General features: G+C 71.1%; 17 protein-coding genes and 1 tRNA gene. 7 read left to right on the top strand and 11 right to left on the bottom strand.

Going from position 1 to position 15,980, the window contains the following annotated elements:
• Window positions 1-2: 2 nt before the first annotated feature.
• The 3 genes from AB0H52_RS09365 to AB0H52_RS09355 are packed head-to-tail and all read right to left on the bottom strand — an operon-like array spanning window position 3 to window position 2,255.
• The gene (locus AB0H52_RS09365) at window positions 3-752 is read right to left on the bottom strand and encodes a 5-oxoprolinase subunit PxpA (RefSeq protein WP_151492112.1); all 750 of its coding nucleotides are present in this window, start codon (window positions 750-752) and stop codon (window positions 3-5) included.
• A complete protein-coding gene (locus tag AB0H52_RS09360) occupies window positions 736-1,575 on the bottom strand; it encodes a biotin-dependent carboxyltransferase family protein (protein WP_357946439.1) in 840 nt (279 codons plus the stop codon). Before AB0H52_RS09360 ends, AB0H52_RS09365 begins: the two co-directional genes overlap by 17 nt.
• 14 nt (window positions 1,576-1,589) lie before the next feature.
• On the bottom strand, window positions 1,590-2,255 hold the full coding sequence (locus tag AB0H52_RS09355; RefSeq protein WP_357946301.1) for an allophanate hydrolase subunit 1: 666 nt from the start codon (window positions 2,253-2,255) through the stop codon (window positions 1,590-1,592).
• A gap of 107 nt (window positions 2,256-2,362) precedes the next feature.
• Between AB0H52_RS09355 and AB0H52_RS09350 the strand changes: the two genes are divergently transcribed.
• Window positions 2,363-3,040, top strand: coding sequence for a hemolysin III family protein (locus tag AB0H52_RS09350; protein WP_151492110.1), 678 nt, complete (start codon window positions 2,363-2,365; stop codon window positions 3,038-3,040).
• A 140-nt stretch (window positions 3,041-3,180) separates the two neighbouring features.
• Here the strand turns inward: AB0H52_RS09350 and AB0H52_RS09345 are convergent, their stop codons facing one another.
• Window positions 3,181-3,468 (bottom strand): DUF6458 family protein, encoded by a 288-nt coding sequence (locus AB0H52_RS09345; RefSeq protein ID WP_151492109.1) that lies wholly within the window; start codon window positions 3,466-3,468, stop codon window positions 3,181-3,183.
• Window positions 3,469-3,580: 112 nt separating this feature from the next.
• Between AB0H52_RS09345 and AB0H52_RS09340 the strand changes: the two genes are divergently transcribed.
• Window positions 3,581-4,117, top strand: coding sequence for a histidine phosphatase family protein (locus AB0H52_RS09340; protein ID WP_151492108.1), 537 nt, complete (start codon window positions 3,581-3,583; stop codon window positions 4,115-4,117).
• Between the two features lie 42 nt (window positions 4,118-4,159).
• Here AB0H52_RS09340 and AB0H52_RS09335 read toward each other — a convergent pair whose 3' ends face one another.
• The 4 genes from AB0H52_RS09335 to AB0H52_RS09320 all read right to left on the bottom strand — a co-directional run bounded on the left by AB0H52_RS09335 (window position 4,160) and on the right by AB0H52_RS09320 (window position 8,775).
• The gene (locus tag AB0H52_RS09335) at window positions 4,160-4,429 is read right to left on the bottom strand and encodes a DUF6458 family protein (RefSeq protein WP_030487564.1); all 270 of its coding nucleotides are present in this window, start codon (window positions 4,427-4,429) and stop codon (window positions 4,160-4,162) included.
• Window positions 4,430-4,928: 499 nt separating this feature from the next.
• Entirely contained in the window at window positions 4,929-6,785 is a 1,857-nt protein-coding gene (locus AB0H52_RS09330; RefSeq protein WP_357946436.1) for an acyl-CoA dehydrogenase, read from the bottom strand.
• A gap of 128 nt (window positions 6,786-6,913) precedes the next feature.
• The gene (locus AB0H52_RS09325; RefSeq protein ID WP_357946297.1) at window positions 6,914-8,041 is read right to left on the bottom strand and encodes a PP2C family protein-serine/threonine phosphatase; all 1,128 of its coding nucleotides are present in this window, start codon (window positions 8,039-8,041) and stop codon (window positions 6,914-6,916) included.
• Between the two features lie 101 nt (window positions 8,042-8,142).
• Entirely contained in the window at window positions 8,143-8,775 is a 633-nt protein-coding gene (locus tag AB0H52_RS09320; RefSeq protein WP_357946294.1) for a septal ring lytic transglycosylase RlpA family protein, read from the bottom strand.
• A gap of 187 nt (window positions 8,776-8,962) precedes the next feature.
• On the opposite strand from AB0H52_RS09320, the gene AB0H52_RS09315 reads away from it, so the two are divergent.
• Genes AB0H52_RS09315 through AB0H52_RS09305 form a run of 3 tightly spaced genes read left to right on the top strand, consistent with a single transcriptional unit; the run spans window position 8,963 to window position 11,077 of the window.
• Window positions 8,963-9,514 (top strand): phosphoribosyltransferase family protein, encoded by a 552-nt coding sequence (locus tag AB0H52_RS09315; RefSeq protein ID WP_151491506.1) that lies wholly within the window; start codon window positions 8,963-8,965, stop codon window positions 9,512-9,514.
• A gap of 33 nt (window positions 9,515-9,547) precedes the next feature.
• Entirely contained in the window at window positions 9,548-10,588 is a 1,041-nt protein-coding gene (locus AB0H52_RS09310; RefSeq protein WP_357946290.1) for a questin oxidase family protein, read from the top strand.
• Between the two features lie 57 nt (window positions 10,589-10,645).
• Window positions 10,646-11,077 (top strand): ASCH domain-containing protein, encoded by a 432-nt coding sequence (locus AB0H52_RS09305; RefSeq protein WP_151491508.1) that lies wholly within the window; start codon window positions 10,646-10,648, stop codon window positions 11,075-11,077.
• A 10-nt stretch (window positions 11,078-11,087) separates the two neighbouring features.
• On the opposite strand, the gene AB0H52_RS09300 is transcribed toward AB0H52_RS09305, so the two are convergent.
• Window positions 11,088-11,969 carry an LLM class flavin-dependent oxidoreductase gene (locus tag AB0H52_RS09300; RefSeq protein ID WP_151491509.1) on the bottom strand — a complete coding sequence of 294 codons (882 nt, stop codon included), beginning with the start codon at window positions 11,967-11,969 and terminating at the stop codon, window positions 11,088-11,090.
• A gap of 1,492 nt (window positions 11,970-13,461) precedes the next feature.
• Between AB0H52_RS09300 and AB0H52_RS09295 the strand changes: the two genes are divergently transcribed.
• Window positions 13,462-13,935, top strand: a complete 474-nt coding sequence (locus AB0H52_RS09295; protein WP_225854660.1) for a tyrosine-type recombinase/integrase — start codon at window positions 13,462-13,464, stop codon at window positions 13,933-13,935.
• Window positions 13,936-14,028: 93 nt separating this feature from the next.
• Here the strand turns inward: AB0H52_RS09295 and AB0H52_RS09290 are convergent.
• Window positions 14,029-14,102, bottom strand: a tRNA-Gly gene (locus AB0H52_RS09290).
• Between the two features lie 191 nt (window positions 14,103-14,293).
• On the opposite strand from AB0H52_RS09290, the gene AB0H52_RS09285 reads away from it, so the two are divergent.
• Window positions 14,294-15,277 (top strand): zinc metalloprotease, encoded by a 984-nt coding sequence (locus AB0H52_RS09285; RefSeq protein WP_151491510.1) that lies wholly within the window; start codon window positions 14,294-14,296, stop codon window positions 15,275-15,277.
• A 75-nt stretch (window positions 15,278-15,352) separates the two neighbouring features.
• On the opposite strand, the gene AB0H52_RS09280 is transcribed toward AB0H52_RS09285, so the two are convergent.
• Window positions 15,353-15,910 (bottom strand): pyridoxamine 5'-phosphate oxidase family protein, encoded by a 558-nt coding sequence (locus tag AB0H52_RS09280; protein ID WP_151491511.1) that lies wholly within the window; start codon window positions 15,908-15,910, stop codon window positions 15,353-15,355.
• Window positions 15,911-15,980 lie beyond the last annotated feature (70 nt).

Below are 15,980 nucleotides of genomic sequence, written 5' to 3'. Positions count from 1 at the left end.
GCTCAGGCGAACGGGGCGAGGGTGACGCCGGCGTCGATCAGGCTGGCGCGCACGAGTTCCGTGGCGGAGACTGCCCCGGGTGTGTCGCCGTGTACGCAGATCGACTGCACCGGGCAGGGGATGACGGTCCCGTCCGTCGCCACGACGACCCGTTCGGTGGCCATCCGCACGGCGCGGGTGGCTACCTCCTCCGGGTCGGTGATCAGTGCGCCTGGCTGGTTACGGGGCACCAGCGACCCGTTGGGCAGGTAGCCACGGTCGGCGAAGGCCTCGGCGACCACGGGCAGGCCGGCGCCGACGGCGAGCTGGGCAAGGGTCGAACCGGGCATGCAGAGCACCGGCATCTCGGGGTCGTGGCCGCAGACGGCGGCGACGACGGCGGCCGCCTGGGACTCGTCGGTGGCCGCCGCGTGGTAGAGCGCCCCGTGCGGCTTGAGGTAGCGGACGCGGGTGCGGAACAGCTGGCAGAACGCGTCGAGGGCCCCCAACTGGTAGGTCACCTCGTCGCGTAGCTCGCTGAAGTCGTACGCGATGCGCCGCCGGCCGAAGCCGGCCAGGTCCCGGTAGCCGACCTGCGCGCCCACCGCGACCCCGCGTTGCGCCGCGCCCTCGCAGACCCGCCGCATGGTGGACGGGTCGCCGCCGTGGAAGCCGCAGGCGACGTTCGCGGAGGTGACCAGGTCCAGCAGTGCCTCGTCGTCGCCGAGTCGCCAGATGCCGAATCCCTCGCCCAGGTCAGCGTTGAGGTCCATGGAATCTGACGGTAGTACCTGGCCGGGCCTGCGCGAGCGGGGTCACGTCGGTGACCACCCCGACGACGGGGTATCCGCCGGTGGTCGGGTGGTCGGCCAGGAAGATCAGGGGTTGTCCGTCCGCCGGCACCTGCACCGCGCCGAGCACGATGGCCTCGCTGGGCAGTTCGCCGGCGACCGCGCGGGGCAGCGGCGCGCCGGCGAGTCGCGCGCCGACCCGGTTGCTCACCGGGCTCACGGTGTACGGGGTGCCGAGCAGCCGCTCGAGCGCGGTCGGGGTGAACCAGTCGTGCCGGGGGCCGAGGCGCACGCTCAGGTGCAGCTCCGGCGGCGGCGCGGTGCCGACGGTCAGGTCCACCGACGCGGGCTCGCCGGCCGGCCGGCCGAGCGGCAGCCGGTCGCCGTCGCGCAGCGGGGGCGGCCCGAGCCCGGAGAGAGTGTCGGTGGAGCGGCTGCCGAGCACCGGTGGCACGTCGATCCCGCCCGCCACGGCCAGCCAGCTCCGTACGCCCCGGCGGGCCGGGCCGATCCGCAGCACGGTGCCGGCCGGCACGCTGAGCGGGCGGCCGGTGTCGCCGGGCCGGTCGCCGACATGGACCGTCACCTCGGCGCCGGTGACCGCGACCGTGGTGGCCCGGGTCAGCCGCAGCGCGCAGCCGGTCAGAGTGATCTCCAGCCCGGCGGCCTGCTCGGGGTTGCCGACGAGCCGGTTGGCGAGCCGCAGGGCGGTCGGGTCGAGGGCACCGGACCGGGGTACGCCGAGGTGCGCCCAGCCGGGCCGGCCCAGGTCCTGCACGGTGGTGAGCGCGCCGGCGCGGAGCATCTCGACCGCGCCGGTCACCTGATCTCCATCCGCACCTCGGTGCCCGGCCCGAGCAGGGCGGGCGGCTCCCTGTGCACGTCGAAGAGGACCAGGTCGGTCCGGCCAACCAGCAGCCAGCCGCCGGGTGACGGACCCGGGTAGATGCCGGCGTACGGGCCGGCCAGGGCGACCGATCCGGCCGGTACGCGGGCGCGGGGTGTGGCCAGTCGGGGCAGCGCCAGCTCGGCGGGCAGCCCGGTCAGGTAGGGGAACCCGGGGGCGAAGCCGCAGAAGGCGACCCGGAACCGGGTGCCGGTCAGCCGGCGCAGTACCGCCGGCACGTCTACTCCCCAGTGGTCGGCCACGGCCGGCAGGTCCGGCCCGTCGAAGTCGACCGGAACGACGACCTCCGTACGGGCCGCAAGGGTGGCCTCGGCGGCGCGGGCCGCGTGGGTGACCGTTGGTGCCCAGCGGGACAACTGCTTCGCCGTGGCGGCCGGGTCCGTCAGACCGTCGAGCAGGACGGTGCTGGCCGCCGGCACGATCTCGACGACGGCCAGGTCACCCTGGTCGCGGCGGCGCCACAGCTCGGCCCGCCACGCCTCGACCAGCTCGGCCTCGGGCAGGTCGGCCTCGGGCGCGTCGGTGGGGGCGGTGCAGTCGAGCAGGAGGGCGTGCGCCCCGACGGGTCGGATCCGCATCGGCTCATCTTCGCCGATGGCCCGCCGGTACGGTGTTCACGGCGACGGTGCCAAGCGTCACCGAGGCAACTACTTGCAGGTAACCTACGGTGCCGTAACCTGATGGCGTGACCACCTCCGCCCCGCTTCGCCTGAAGCCGGTCGACATCGGTAAGCCCCGGATGCGCGGCTGGCTGCACACGTACGCCTTCTTCGTCGCCTTGGTCTCCGGCATCGTGCTCTGCTCGATCGCCGCCACCAGGCCGGGATGGGCACCGCTGGTCAGTTGCGTCGTCTACAGCCTGACGGTGTGTGGACTCTTCGGCACCAGCGCCCTGTACCACCGTCGCGTGTGGTCGGAGCGTGGCTACCAGGTGATGCGCCGGATGGACCACTCGATGATCTTCGTGTTCATCGCCGGCACGTACACCCCGCTCTGCGCCATGCTGCTCACGACCCGGCAGGCCACCATCATGCTGGCCCTGGTCTGGGGTGGGGCGCTGGCCGGCGTGGCGCTCAAGGTGGTCTGGCCGCACGCGCCGCGCTGGGTCTCCGCGCCGCTCTACCTGGCGCTCGGCTGGGTGGCGGTGGCCATGCTGCCGGAGATCCTGCACGGCGGCGGCGTCACGGCGCTGGTCCTGCTGATCGTCGGCGGGGCGATCTACAGCGTCGGCGCGGTGTTCTACGCCCTGCGCCGACCCAACCCGTGGCCGACCGTCTTCGGCCACCACGAGTTCTTCCACGCGTGCACCCTGCTGGCCGCGCTCTGCCACCACATCGCGATCTACTTCGCGCTGTTCGCCTGAGCCGAGCTTCGCGCGGCCCGTAGCGGCTGCATGATCGGGCCAGCCGCCCGGCGGCGAGGTCGGGGGGCGGGCCGCAGGGGGCGACACATGCGAGCCGGGGCCCCGCGACGCTGCGGGACCCCGGAGTGTGCGAGCGACGGTCAGACCGGACGGCCCGGCCGACGCACCTCGCGGTACTCCCGCATGACCTGGTCGTCCTGGACCGGCACCACCCGGTCGGCCACGACGCGCTCCTCACGGACCGGCGCGGCGACCACGGTGCGGCGGCGGCTGTTCCAGAAGTACAGGGTGGTGATCAGGCCGGCGACCCCGGCCAGCATCAGCACCCAGCCGACCACGGCCAGGTCCAGCCAACCCAGGTCGGCCTCCACGGCGAATGCGAAGATCGCGCCCAATGCGATCAGGAAGATGCTGCCACCAATGCCCATGTCTCGCTCCTCGGCTCTAACCTGGCGTACGTCCCGCCGCGGCCGTCGGTAGGGGTGCGGCATCCATCGACTTACCCAGGCACGGAGATCACCAATCGGGCAAGCTGGGGGCATGACGGACGCCCATCCCGAGACACGGACACTTGTGCTGCTCCGGCACGCGAAGGCCGAGCAGGGCAGCGACGCTGCGGACGACGCCAACCGCTCGCTGAGCGCGCGGGGGGACGCCGACGCGGCAGCGGCCGGCGCGTGGCTGGCCCACCACGGGCTGCTGCCCGACGTGGTGATCTGCTCGACCGCCAGGCGCACCCGGCAGACCTGGCACGGGGTGGCGATGGGGATGACCGGTTCGCCGCCGGAGGGCGGGCCGACCGGTCCGAGCCCGACGGTCCGCTACGAACCGGGTGCGTACGACGCCCACCCCGAGGAGTTGCTGGCGCTGGTCCGCACCGTCGACCCGGCGGCCCGTACGGCGCTGCTGATCGCCCACAATCCGGGCATCTCCCTGCTGTCGGCGTATCTCGACCCGGAGGGTACGGACGAGGAGGGTCTGCGGACCGCGGAGGTGGCGGTGCACACCGGCACTGTCGGCTGGGCGGAGTTCGGCCCCGGAGCGTCGCTCACCGCGCGGCACACCGCACGCGGCTGAGCCACCCGTCGACGATCGGCGGGTGGCTCAACGGTGGGCTGCTCAGGAGGGTGGCGCGGTGGGCGGCGGCGGGTCGGGCGGCGGCGGCATCATCGCCGTCGGATGGGAGAGCCGGTTCTCCTCGACGATGAGGGTCCGGGCCCGCTTGCGCCGGTCCTGCCAGAACCAGACGGTGGTCAGCAGGACGGCCAGCCCGGCCAGAATGAACACCCAGCCGACCGCCCGCACGTCGATCCACCAGACGTTGGCTCTCAGCGCGAAGGTCAGGATCGCGCCGATCGCGATGAGAAAGATTCCGCTACCTACACCCATGTGCGCTGCACTCCCCCGTGCGGTGGCTCTGGGCGTTCCCTTTCGTGGTCACGCGACGGTTACCCGCCACGGGGCCGGCATACCCGACCGGGCACGGCCAATGCCGGGACGACCAGCCGTCGGTCTGCTATCCCGACATTCGGCGTTGCGGGGCGACCTCGCCGCACGAGTCAAGGTGACGACCCGCAACCGAGCGAGTCGGCGGCCATCCTGCTCTCTCTTGTTGGACGGGGGCTCCCGGGCCGGACAAGCGCCGCGGCGCGCACCGCCGCGGCTCGTCGCCGGGCAGGGCCGGGCTGGGCCGGGCAGGGCCGGGCTGGGCCGGGCAGGGCCGGGCTGGGCCGGGCCGGGCCGGGCCGGATCGCTGCCGGGGCGACGGACCGACCCGCCGGCGCGGACCCGGGTCGCGGATACGGCGACGGCCGGCGGGGCGGATGCCCTCGCCGGCCGTGGCTGCCGGGTGGTGCGACCCGGGACCGTCAGGCGTGCCGTGGCACGGTCAGAAGGCCTCCTCCGGGAGGTCCATGATGTCGAGGTCGGCACCCTCGATGATCCGCCGGTCGGCACCGATGCGCGGCAGCACCTCGCGGGCGAAGAAGCGCGCGGCGGCCACCTTGCCGGTGTAGAACGCCTTGTCGCTGGCGGAGACGTCGCCCGCGAGGGCCTTCAGCGCCACGTCGGCCTGCTTCTGGAGCAGCCAGCCGACCACCAGGTCACCGATGGCCAGCAGGAAACGTCGGCTGCTCAGCCCGACCTTGTAGAGCGCGCGGGTGTCGCCGCCCTGCGCCTCGCCCAGCCACCCGGTCAGCACGCCGAGGATGGTCTGGATCTCGGCGAGCGCCTTGCCGAGCGCCTGCCGCTCCTCCTTGAGCTGGCCGTTGCCCGCCTCGGAGGAGATGAACTCCTGGATCTCGCCGGCGACCGCCATCAGCGCCTTGCCGTTGTTCCGGACGATCTTGCGGAAGATCAGGTCCAGGCTCTGGATGGCCGTGGTGCCCTCGTACAGAGTGTCGATCTTGGCGTCCCGGACGTACTGCTCCAGGGGGTAGTCCTGGAGGAAGCCGGAACCACCGAAGGTCTGCAGGGCCTCGTGCCCGAGCAGCTCGTACGCCCGCTCCGAACCGACGCCCTTGACCAGCGGCAGCAGCAGGTCGTTGACCCGCTTCGCCAGCGTGGTGGCCTTCTCGTCGCCGGCCGCCTCGGCGATGGCGACCTTGTCCTGCCAGGTGGCGGTGTAGAGGACCAGGGCGCGCAGACCCTCGGCGTACGACTTCTGCAGCAGCAGCGAGCGGCGCACGTCCGGGTGGTGGGTGATGGTGACCCGCGGGGCGGTCTTGTCCGCCTGCTGGATGAGGTCGGCGCCCTGCACCCGGTTCTTCGCGTACTCCAGGGCGTTGAGGTAGCCGGTGGAGAGGGTGGCGATGGCCTTCGTGCCGACCATCATCCGGGCGTACTCGATGATCATGAACATCTGCCGGATGCCGTCGTGCTTGTCGCCCAGCAGCCAACCCTTGGCCGGTACGCCGTGCTCGCCGAAGGTCACCTCGCAGGTGTTGGAGACCTTCAGGCCCATCTTGTGCTCGACGTTCGTGGCGTAGACGCCGTTGCGCTCGCCCAACTCGCCGGTGGTCTCGTCGAAGTGGAACTTCGGCACCACGAACAACGACAGCCCCTTGGTGCCCGGACCGCCGACACCCTCCACGCCCACCGGGCGGGCCAGCACGAAGTGCACGATGTTGTCGCTCAGGTCGTGCTCACCCGAGGTGATGAAGCGCTTGACGCCCTCGACGTGCCAGGTGCCGTCCGGCTGCTGGACGGCCCGGGTGCGGCCGGCGCCGACGTCCGAGCCGGCGTCCGGCTCGGTGAGCACCATGGTCGAGCCCCACTGCTTGTCGATGAAGAGCTTCGCCCACGCCTTCTGCCGTTCGGTGCCCTCGACGTGCAGCACGTGCGCGAAGGACGGGCCGGAGGCGTACATCCAGACCGGGGCGTTCGAGCCGAGCACCAGCTCGGCGAGCGCCCACCAGAGGGCGCGCGGCGCGTTGGTGCCACCCAGCGCGGGCGGCAGATCCAGGCGCCAGAACTCGGAGTCCATGAATGCCTGGTAGGACTTCTTGAACGACTCCGGCAGCGGCGCGGTGTGCGTGGCCGGGTCGAAGACCGGTGGGTTGCGGTCGCTGTCCGTGTAGCTGGCGGCCAGATCCTCGCGGGCGAGGCGGTCGACCTCGGCGAGGAAGCTCCGGGCGGTGTCGGTGTCGAGATCCGAGTACGGCTCCTGGCCGAACGCCCGGTCCGCCCCGAAGACCTCGAACAGGTTGAACTCGAGATCCCGGAGGTTGCTCTTGTAGTGGGTCATGCTCACTGGCCCCGCTTCCGGACAGGTGTTACCGATCAGTAACCCCGACTGTATTACTCGCGGGTAGGCAGCGACAAGCGGATCACCCAAGTGACGGCGATTACACACACGCTTGTGACAAACGCCGGTCAGCTCTCGGCCGCGCCGACCTCCCAGCTCGGTACGGCCGCGGCGGCCCCGGTACGGGCGCCCACGTACTCCATGAGGACCAGCGCGATGTCGTCGTCGAGGCGACCGTGCACCCACTCCACCAGGGCGGTCTCCAGCGAAGCCAACCCGTCGGCGACCGTGCCGTGCCCGAGCAGCCGCCAGGCCCGGTCGGCAGTGGGGAAGAACTCGCCGTCCCGCCGGGCCTCACCGAGGCCGTCGGTGAACAGCAGCAGCCGGTCACCGGGCTCCAGGCGCTCCACCCGGGGGCGGACCACCGGCATGAACCCGAGCGGGGGCGCCGGCGCCGGCGGCTCCAGTGGAATCACCGCACCTCGACGCAGGAGCAGCGGTGGCGGGTGCCCGCAGTTGACGATGGTGAGCGTGCCGCCCCGCTCCTCGACCAGTGCCGCCGTCACGAAGTCCTCGTCGCCGACGTTGCGGGCCACCGCACGATCCAGGTCGGCGACGACCGCGCGCAGGTCCGCCCGCTCGTAGGCCACGTGCCGGTACGAGCCGAGGACGATGCTGGCCAGCCGGACCGCGTCCAGGCCCTTGCCGCGTACGTCGCCGATGATCATGCGTACCCCGTAGGGCGTGTCGATCGCCTCGTACAGGTCGCCGCCGATCTCGGCGGTCGCCGTGGAGGAGATATAGCGCCCGGCGACCGAGAGCGTGCCGACCTGCGGGCCGAGCGGACGCAGCACCGCCTGCTGGGCCACCGAGGCGAGCTTCGACAGCTCGGCGATGTGCTCGGCCTGCCGCTGTCGTACCGCCGCCACCGCCACGGCCAGGCCGGTGGCCAACGCGACCCCGACAACGTTGACCGAGGTGACCAGCGCCATCTTCGGCTCGATGACGGCGAAGCCGGCCCCGATCACCGTCGCCGCGACACCCACCCCCAGCACCACCTGCCAGGACGCCAGGGCGGCGGCCAGGACCGGTGCGGCCGCCAGCAGGGCGATGTAGTGCGCGGGACGGCCGTCCGCCGCCTCGACCGCCGAGACGATCAGGAGCAGCGCAACGGCCGCGCCGAGGCCGGCGCGGGATCCGGGGCTCAGTGGGCGGCGGCCCGACTGGAGGAGTCGCGTGGGTACGAGGGACAGCATGCCTGATTCGTGTGAGCGGGTGAATGAACCTGGCCCGTCGTCCGAGAAGGTTCTGACCGGCCGGCTCGGGTGTCCGGCCGGATCGGCGGGAACCGGACCGCTCAGCCGAGCACCTCGTAGCGCACGGTGAGCGCGCCGACGTCGACCGACGCGATGCTGGCGAACGCGGCCCGGGAGAGGTCCAGACAGCGCCCGTCGATGAACGGGCCACGGTCGTTGATCCGTACCACGACCGACTTGCCGTTGGCCGGGTTGGTCACCCGGACCTTGGTGTTGAAGGGCAGCGTCTTGTGCGCGGCGGTCAGTGCGTCCGGGTTGAACGACTCACCGTTCGCGGTGAGCTGCCCGTCGGAGTAGAACGAGGCACCGCACGAGCCGCTGTCGAGCACCTTCGCCGCCGCGCTGGTCTTCTTCGCGGTCGGGCTCGGCTTCGGCGACGCGGTGCGGGCCTTGGCCCGGGAGGCGGCCTGCGCCGACCGGCTGGCCGACGGGCTGGCCGTCACGCTCGGCGAGGCGCTGGCGCTGGGGGATGCGGCCGGGGAGCTGGGGGTCGGGCTGGTGGGGGCGGTGGTCGGGGTGAAGTCGAGAGCCGCCTGCTCCGACTGTCCGGAGCCGGAGGTCAGCTGGACGGCACCGAACGTGCCTCCGACGGCGAGGGCGACGCCGACCGCCGCGGTGGCCACGATGCCCGCCGGGGAGGAGAAGATGCGGGTACGGGAGTGCTTTCCAACCACCAGCCCGGTCCTTTCGTCGACTGAACAAACCGGGTCGGACCGTAACGAGAGAAGCACTTCCGAAGTCAACGTGATCATTGTGGTATGCCCGGATTTGCCCTGGTACCTATAGCCGATCATACGAGCCGGCATGGGTCAACCGGCCCGGGTGCGGACGCCCCGAGCGCTCGTGCCGCAGGATGGACGGATGCCCGCTGACCTGACCGGACGCCTGGCCGCCCTGTTCCGGTGGATCGACCCCGGGCCGGGCACCAGCCACCTGGTCAGCGACATCTCCGGCTGGTGGCGTGACCCCGCCGTGCTGGCGGAACTGGGACCGGCCCTGGTGGCGCCGTACCGGGCCGCCCGGCCGACCGTGGTGCTCGCCCCGGCGGTCACCGGCCTGCTGCTCGGCCCGTTGGCGGCCACCGCCCTCGGCGTCGGCTTCGTGGCCGCGTACAAGCCCGGCGACGGACGACTGCCCGCCGGTCCGCTCACCTGGGCACAGAGCCCTCCGGACTACCGGGGTCGGCGGGTCGACCTGGCCGTACGGGAGCGGCACCTGGGCCCCGACGACCGGGTCCTGGTGGTGGACGACTGGGTCCGCACGGGGGCGCAGATCCACGCCCTCCACGACATCTGCGCGGCGCGCGGCGCCCAGGTGCTCGGTGCCGCGGTGGTCGCCCTCGACTGCCCGCCCGAGGTCGCGGCCGCGTTCCGGATCACCGGCCTGATCAGCGGGGCGGATCTGCCGGGTTGACCTGAACCTTGGTTCACCGTCGACGATCGAGGTATGAGTGACGGAATCCTCGACGAAGCGTACGAACGGCTGCACCGCACCGGCCCCGAATACGATGGCTGGCTCTCCAACCACGGACCCATGGCCGTCGAGGCGCTGGCCCGACACGGGCACCAGCAGCGGGTGCACCGCTGGCTCGACGACTACCTCGGTCGGCTCGACGACCTGCCCCGGGGCCTCCACCCCATCGACGACTGGCGGGCCGCGCTCGGCGACGAGAAACGGGCCGGCGACTGGCTGGCGTACTTCGACCGGCAGCTGCGCGAACACCCGTGGCGGGACGTGCTCGGCACCTGGTGGCCCCGCCTGCTGCCCGGCATCGCCGCCGGTGCCACCCACGGCGTGATCCGCGTCGGGCATGCCGTACGCGCGCTCGAAGCCGACGACACCAACCCGCGCCGGATCACCGAACTCGCCCAGGCGCTCGGCTACTGGGCGGCCCGCTGGCAGCCCGTCCCCGGCGCCGACCGACTCCTCGACGGCCCCTCCGTCGACCCGGGAGAGTTGGACGTCGACGCCGCGCTGGCCGGGGTGCCCCGCATCGACGACCAGACCGGGGGCGTCCGCGATCGGCTGGGCCAGCTGGCTGGCGTACCCCGCTGGGATCCGGCGCTGACGGCGCTGCGCCCCGCGCGGACCCCGGCCGAGGCGCAGCAGGGGCTCACCACGCTGGTGCACCGGGCCGGCCTGAACTATCTGCGCTACGGGCACGCGTCGCCGGTCATGCTCGTACACGCGGTCACCGCGCCGACCGCGGTGCTGCGTACCCTGCCGGCACTGGACCGGGCGCTGTGGGCGCCGAGTCTCGCCGCGGCCTGGGCCGCGACGGCGGCCATGACCTCGGTGTACGCCCCGACCGCCGGGATCGCGCCACCGACCGTGACCACCGCGACCCCGGCGGAGGTCTTCGCCCGCGCGGCCCGCCACGGCGACGAACACGTGGTCAAGCTGGCCGACGCCGTCCTCGACGCGCACGCGGCCAGCGGTGACGAGCGGCTGCTCGCCGCCGCCGGTTACGCCGGACAGCTCATCTGAGCAGGGCCGGGCGAATTGCGGCGGCGGGGTGGGCCGCGCTGGCCTAGCCTCGGCAGGATGTGGCCTCGGATCGGTGAACTGCGCACCCTCGCCCTCGGCACCCCCGGCGAGCTGCGGGCGACCCTGAACACCCTCGTGCTGGCCGGCGTGAAGACCGCCACCGCCGGCCGGCTCGCCGAGTACGCCGAAGAGGGCGAGGAACTGGAGCGGGTCGGTGAACGGCTGGCCCTGGTCGACGACGACGACGCGCTGGCCGGCGTCGTCGAGATCACCGGCGTCGAGGTGGTCCGCTTCGCCGAGGTGCCGTGGGACTTCGCCCGCGCCGAGGGTGAGGGCGACCGTTCGATCGAGGAGTGGCGGGCCGGGCACGCGGCCTACTGGGCGCGGCTCGGCACCCCCGTCGACGGCGACACACCCATCGTCTGCCTGCGGCTGCGGCTGGTCTCCGGTGGCGAGGGCGGCGTGGCCAGCGGGGACCTCGGCACCTGAGGGTGCGGCCTCAGCCCCGCAGCTCGGGCAGCAACCGCGTGGCCACGTCCGCCAGGACGGCCTCGTCACCGGCGTACCAGCTGCTGGCACGCGGCCAGTGCGTCACCACGTCGGTGAAGCCCACATCGGCGGCCCGGCCGACCTGGTCGGCGAAGAACTGCGCGCTGCTCAGCGAGAACATCGGCGCCGCGTCCAGCGACAGATAACGGTCCAGAGTGGCCGGGTCGCGGCCCGCCTCGTCCAGCGTGCGGTCCATCCGCGCGGACAGCGCCGACACGCTGGCCCACCAGCTGTCCAGATCATCGTCGTCGCCGGTGCCGGTGGTCACCCACCCCTGACCGAACCGGGCCACCAGCCGCATCGACCGCGGCCCGTTGGCGGCCACCACGAACGGCACCCGGGGCTGCTGCACGCAGCCGGGATTGTTGCGCGCGTCCACCGCGGCGAACCACTCACCCCGCCAGGTGGTGCCGTCCTCCCGCAGGATCAGATCCAGCAACTCGGTGAACTCGGCGAACCGGTCGACCCGCTGGCGCGGCGGCAACGTCTCGCCGCCCAGCACCGCCGAATCGAAACCGATACCGCCCGCACCCAGGCCCAGCAGCAACCGGCCGCCCGACACGTCGTCCACCGTGGTGATCTGGCGGGCGAACGCAGCCGGGTGCCGGAAGTTCGGCGACGCGACCAGGGTGCCCAACCGGATCCGTTCGGTCACCGTCGCGGCGGCGGTCAACGTGCCCATCGAGTCGAACCACGGGCCATCGACCAGGTCCCGCCAGCCCAGGTGGTCGTACGTCCAGGCGTGGTCGAAGCCCCACTCGTCGGCCTGTCGCCAACGACGCCTCGACTCCGCCCAACGCTGATCCGGCAGGATCACGATGCCAATCCGCATGATCGCCAGCCTAGCCGCGTCGATACACCTGCCCTAGCATTGCGATGATGCGGAGGACCGGGCCGGTCGTGCGGCCGGCGAACCTGTCAGAGACTGTGATCATCTGAGTGTCGAGTTCGGATGGTCACTTGCAGGACTCGGCCTTGTTGGTCGCCGCGGTGGTCCGCCGGCAACGTGCACGACCAGCGGCAGGCCACACCCTCGACGCCGCCTGGCGAGCCCCACCCCGACCGGTTCACCCGCCGCCTCCGACCCCCGACCCTGCCCGACACCGTGTGGATCAACAAACCAGCAGCTCAGCCCACACAGATCTACAGAACACCTGACCACGAAAACGTCTCACCTGACTTGACAGGTTCCGACGCTCGCACCCCGATTGAACCAACACTGACGCAGCAACGTTTCTCTAGTTAGTGCGCCGGTCAGGGCGGAAGCAGCGCCGCCTGCTTGGAGCACGGAAGACACCCGAAGTGCACTAGCGCTGGGGCGGCAGGTGCCGACGTCCGGAATGTGCAGAAATTTTCAATATGGCCGAGTATTGTTGATGCTACCGAAGGGATATCGAATGCCTCCCTCAGATTCCATCAAAACTGCCGCAAAAACCCTATCAGGGTCTAGCATGGTCGTAAGTGGCGCTGCCCTTATCCGAGAGGGGGCTAAAACCGGAAGTCCCCTATTTATTTCGGCTGGGATCGCATCCACGGTGGCTGGTGGCTTGCTTATCGCCGATACCGCACGGGATGCGGGGGCCGCTCCCGCAATTCAGCCTCAGCCTGCTGCTGGGGCTGCCAATCGTGCTCCAGTGCGGCGCTAGACCGCGCCGGCTGGCACCGGGGCTATTGCGTAGTCGCTTGAGTGCCGGCTGACCTGCGGGAACTCGCGGTCAACCGTCCGGTGCAGGTGGTCGGCTCGGCTGGGCACCGAAGCTGAAGTGGTGCGACCGAAGGCCCGTAGCTCCGTAGGCCGATAAACCGGGACCGCCACGACGAGGGCTGCGCTGGAGCTGGCCTGCGAAAACGGACTACGCAATAGCCCTGGGTGCGCACCAACCAGTCCAGATAGGGGGTCGGGGAGGATTCTGTACCGATCCTCCCCGATGCCCTATCCCAACCATGGCCCGCTGCACCGCCGCCCTGCCTGCGCTGCGCACATGCACAGCCAAGATCCATCGCTATCCGTTGTTTATTATTCGCCTTTGCATCGCGATAAGTGCTCGCGCCCTGAACTCAATGACAGCGAATCTCGTTCGGCGCTCTGCCTCGTCTACATGAGCGTTTTTCGCCGTGCTTTGCAGCGGCCGTTTCCGACAAAACAGGCCGATTTCCGGAATGAAGTATCCTGCCGCAAGAACGTTGGCAGCTATGAGTAGTTCCGCGTCTTCCGAGGCGGGTAGCGCCATCCAGCCACCCAATCCGACGATTAATTCGCGTCGAATACACATGGTTCCCGGAACGACTGGCGGCAGGCGTTCGTAGAGCATCGGGGAACCGGCTTGATTCTCGGTCCGCCGAAATCGCGGGCCGGTGTACGGACCATCGCGCTACCGAAGGCCGCTCTACCCGCGCTGAAACAGCATATGGGCAGCCACGTCGACGAAGCGTCCGAGGCGTTCGTGTTCACCGGTGATAGCGGCCGGAACCTCTGGCGTGGCAACTTCAACAAGCTGGTCAAGTGGCCCGAGGCGGTCAAGGCGATCGGCGCGTCCGGGCTGCATTTTCACGACTTGCGGCACACCGGGTACACCCTCCCCTCCCGGGCACCTGGCGCGAGCCTGCGCGACATCATGGCGCGGATGAGGCACGACAGCCCGCGTGCCGCGCTGATCTATCAGCACGCCAACCGGGAGGCAGACCAGGGCATCGCCGACGCGATCGACAAGGCAGTCAAGGCGGCCCGGCGCAAGCCAAGCAAGCGCAAGCCGAAGCGGGCCGCCGAAGGTGGCGAACCAGCGACCGAGACGAGGTAATGGCCCGCTAATGGCCCACGGCCGGTTTCGGCTCTCCTGACGGCACGAAGGCCCTGGTCCAGGACTCACGTCCCGGCCAGGGCCTTCATGTGCTGGAGCGGGTGACGGGAATCGAACCCGCACTGTCAGCTTGGGAAGCTGATGTTCTGCCATTGAACTACACCCGCAGGCGGGACCACTGTACCCGAGTCACCCAGCCGGTGCACCCAGGTACCCCCGCGGCACGCATGCAGGGAGAAGTTTCCAGACGGCAACATATGGCCGTTCTCAAATACGTCGATGGGTTGTAACGTTTGCCACACGTTCCCAGCCACGGCGTGACACACCCCCTGCCGCGCCGCCAGAAAGAGGTGGGCCCATGGGACTCCGTCCCAACCTGCTGACCCGGCGTGCCGCCGGTGTCGCGTCGACGACCCTCGCGTTGCTGCTCAGCACCGCTGCCGTGGGCGTCGTTCCGGCTGCCTCGGCCGTCTCCGCAGCGCCCGGTGGCGCCTGCGCGGAGCCAGCCGACAGTCACACCAACGCCCGGGTCAAGCCGGGCGCCGCGGCCCTGCACGACCCGAACGAGCTGACCGCGAAGCAGGTCCGTGAGCGGGACGCCGACCTCGCGGCGGCGCTGCGCGAGCGCGCCAACTTCCGCACCGGCGCCGGCGCGACGGCGCTGGCCACGGTCACCATCCCGGTGGTGGTGCACGTGATCCAGGAGAACAGCACCCGGGCCGGCGGCAACATCCCTGACTCGATGATCACCTCGCAGATCAGCGTGCTCAACCAGGCGTACGCCGGCGCGACCGGTGGTGCGGCCACCGCGTTCGCCTTCCGACTCGACTCGATCAACCGGGTGACGAACCCGTCGTGGTACCCGATCGTCTACGGCTCGTCGGCGGAGCGGTCGATGAAGTCCGCACTGCGGGTCGGCGGCAAGAACACGCTCAACATCTACCTGGGTGAACTGAGCGACGACCTGCTGGGTTGGGCGACCTTCCCGCAGCGGAAGCTCGCCAGCACCGACGGCGTGGTCGCGCTCAACGAGTCGCTGCCGGGCGGCACCGCCACCAACTACAACCAGGGCGACACCGGCACCCACGAGGTCGGCCACTGGCTGAACCTCTACCACACCTTCCAGGGCGGCTGCGGCGGCTCGGGCGACAGCGTCAGCGACACCCCGGCCGAGGCGTCGCCCGCGTACCAGTGCCCGACCGGGCGCGACACCTGCTCGGCAACCGGGCTGGACCCGATCACCAACTTCATGGACTACACCTACGACTCGTGCATGTACCAGTTCACGCCGGGCCAGGCCAGCCGCATGCTGACCGCCTGGAACGCGTACCGCGCGGCGTAGCTTTCCCGCGTACAGCCGGTGCCGGCTCCGTCATGACGGAGCCGGCACCGGCTTTTCCCCAGGACCGGGCCGCGGTCAGGCGGCCGTGCACTGAACGTCACGGCTGAGACGGGTCGGGCGCGTCTGCGGTACGGCGGCCGGCGCGACCGGCGCCGGCGGAGCCTGCGGGTCGAGCCACACCCGGACGGCCGGCCGCCCCGGCGGCACCCCCGGGACGCCGGCGATGTGCTGCTCGCGGCGGGTCAGCATCGCCACGTCGACGGTGAACTCGAACAACCGCCAGTCGGCGTGCGGCTCGGCTCGGGCACCCTGCGCCAACCGGGCCAACTGGGCCGGATCGGTCACCGGACGGGCGCGACCCGCCACGTACGCCTCGTCGTCGCTCTCCTCCGGCGGGAACGAGTGCAACGCGTAGCGGCCGTCGCGTTCGAGGTCACGGCGCTTCGGAGAGTCGATGACGAAGCAGAACAGACCCTCGTCGGTGATGACCGGGGAGACCGGGTGGACCCGGGGCCCGCCGTCGGCGCGGACCGTGGCCAGGTAGCCGAAGCCCGGCCCGTACTGCTGCAGGAGAACGCGGATCCCGTCGGCGAGGCGGGGCTCGTCGGCGGCGAATTCGGACCAGGAAGCCATGCGGGCATTCTATCGAACAAATGTACGAGCAGCGACCTCGACGCGCTGGTCACCGGCACCGAATCCGGGT

Source organism: Micromonospora sp. NPDC050695, from assembly GCF_040654415.1.
In the GTDB taxonomy this organism is placed as follows: domain Bacteria; phylum Actinomycetota; class Actinomycetes; order Mycobacteriales; family Micromonosporaceae; genus Micromonospora.
The sequence above is the reverse complement of the archived record's forward strand: the minus strand, read 5'-3'. Positions and strand labels throughout refer to the sequence as shown.

Bases quoted from the DNA above. Each gene is read 5' to 3' on its own strand.
- AB0H52_RS09365 (WP_151492112.1), bottom strand. From the start codon at position 752: ATGGACCTCAACGCTGACCTGGGCGAGGGATTCGGCATCTGGCGACTC.
- AB0H52_RS09360 (WP_357946439.1), bottom strand. From the start codon at position 1,575: ATGCTCCGCGCCGGCGCGCTCACCACCGTGCAGGACCTGGGCCGGCCC.
- AB0H52_RS09355 (WP_357946301.1), bottom strand. From the start codon at position 2,255: ATGCGGATCCGACCCGTCGGGGCGCACGCCCTCCTGCTCGACTGCACC.
- AB0H52_RS09345 (WP_151492109.1), bottom strand. From the start codon at position 3,468: ATGGGCATTGGTGGCAGCATCTTCCTGATCGCATTGGGCGCGATCTTC.
- AB0H52_RS09340 (WP_151492108.1), top strand. From the start codon at position 3,581: ATGACGGACGCCCATCCCGAGACACGGACACTTGTGCTGCTCCGGCAC.
- AB0H52_RS09335 (WP_030487564.1), bottom strand. From the start codon at position 4,429: ATGGGTGTAGGTAGCGGAATCTTTCTCATCGCGATCGGCGCGATCCTG.
- AB0H52_RS09330 (WP_357946436.1), bottom strand. From the start codon at position 6,785: ATGACCCACTACAAGAGCAACCTCCGGGATCTCGAGTTCAACCTGTTC.
- AB0H52_RS09325 (WP_357946297.1), bottom strand. From the start codon at position 8,041: ATGCTGTCCCTCGTACCCACGCGACTCCTCCAGTCGGGCCGCCGCCCA.
- AB0H52_RS09315 (WP_151491506.1), top strand. From the start codon at position 8,963: ATGCCCGCTGACCTGACCGGACGCCTGGCCGCCCTGTTCCGGTGGATC.
- AB0H52_RS09310 (WP_357946290.1), top strand. From the start codon at position 9,548: ATGAGTGACGGAATCCTCGACGAAGCGTACGAACGGCTGCACCGCACC.
- AB0H52_RS09305 (WP_151491508.1), top strand. From the start codon at position 10,646: ATGTGGCCTCGGATCGGTGAACTGCGCACCCTCGCCCTCGGCACCCCC.
- AB0H52_RS09300 (WP_151491509.1), bottom strand. From the start codon at position 11,969: ATGCGGATTGGCATCGTGATCCTGCCGGATCAGCGTTGGGCGGAGTCG.
- AB0H52_RS09285 (WP_151491510.1), top strand. From the start codon at position 14,294: ATGGGACTCCGTCCCAACCTGCTGACCCGGCGTGCCGCCGGTGTCGCG.
- AB0H52_RS09280 (WP_151491511.1), bottom strand. From the start codon at position 15,910: ATGGCTTCCTGGTCCGAATTCGCCGCCGACGAGCCCCGCCTCGCCGAC.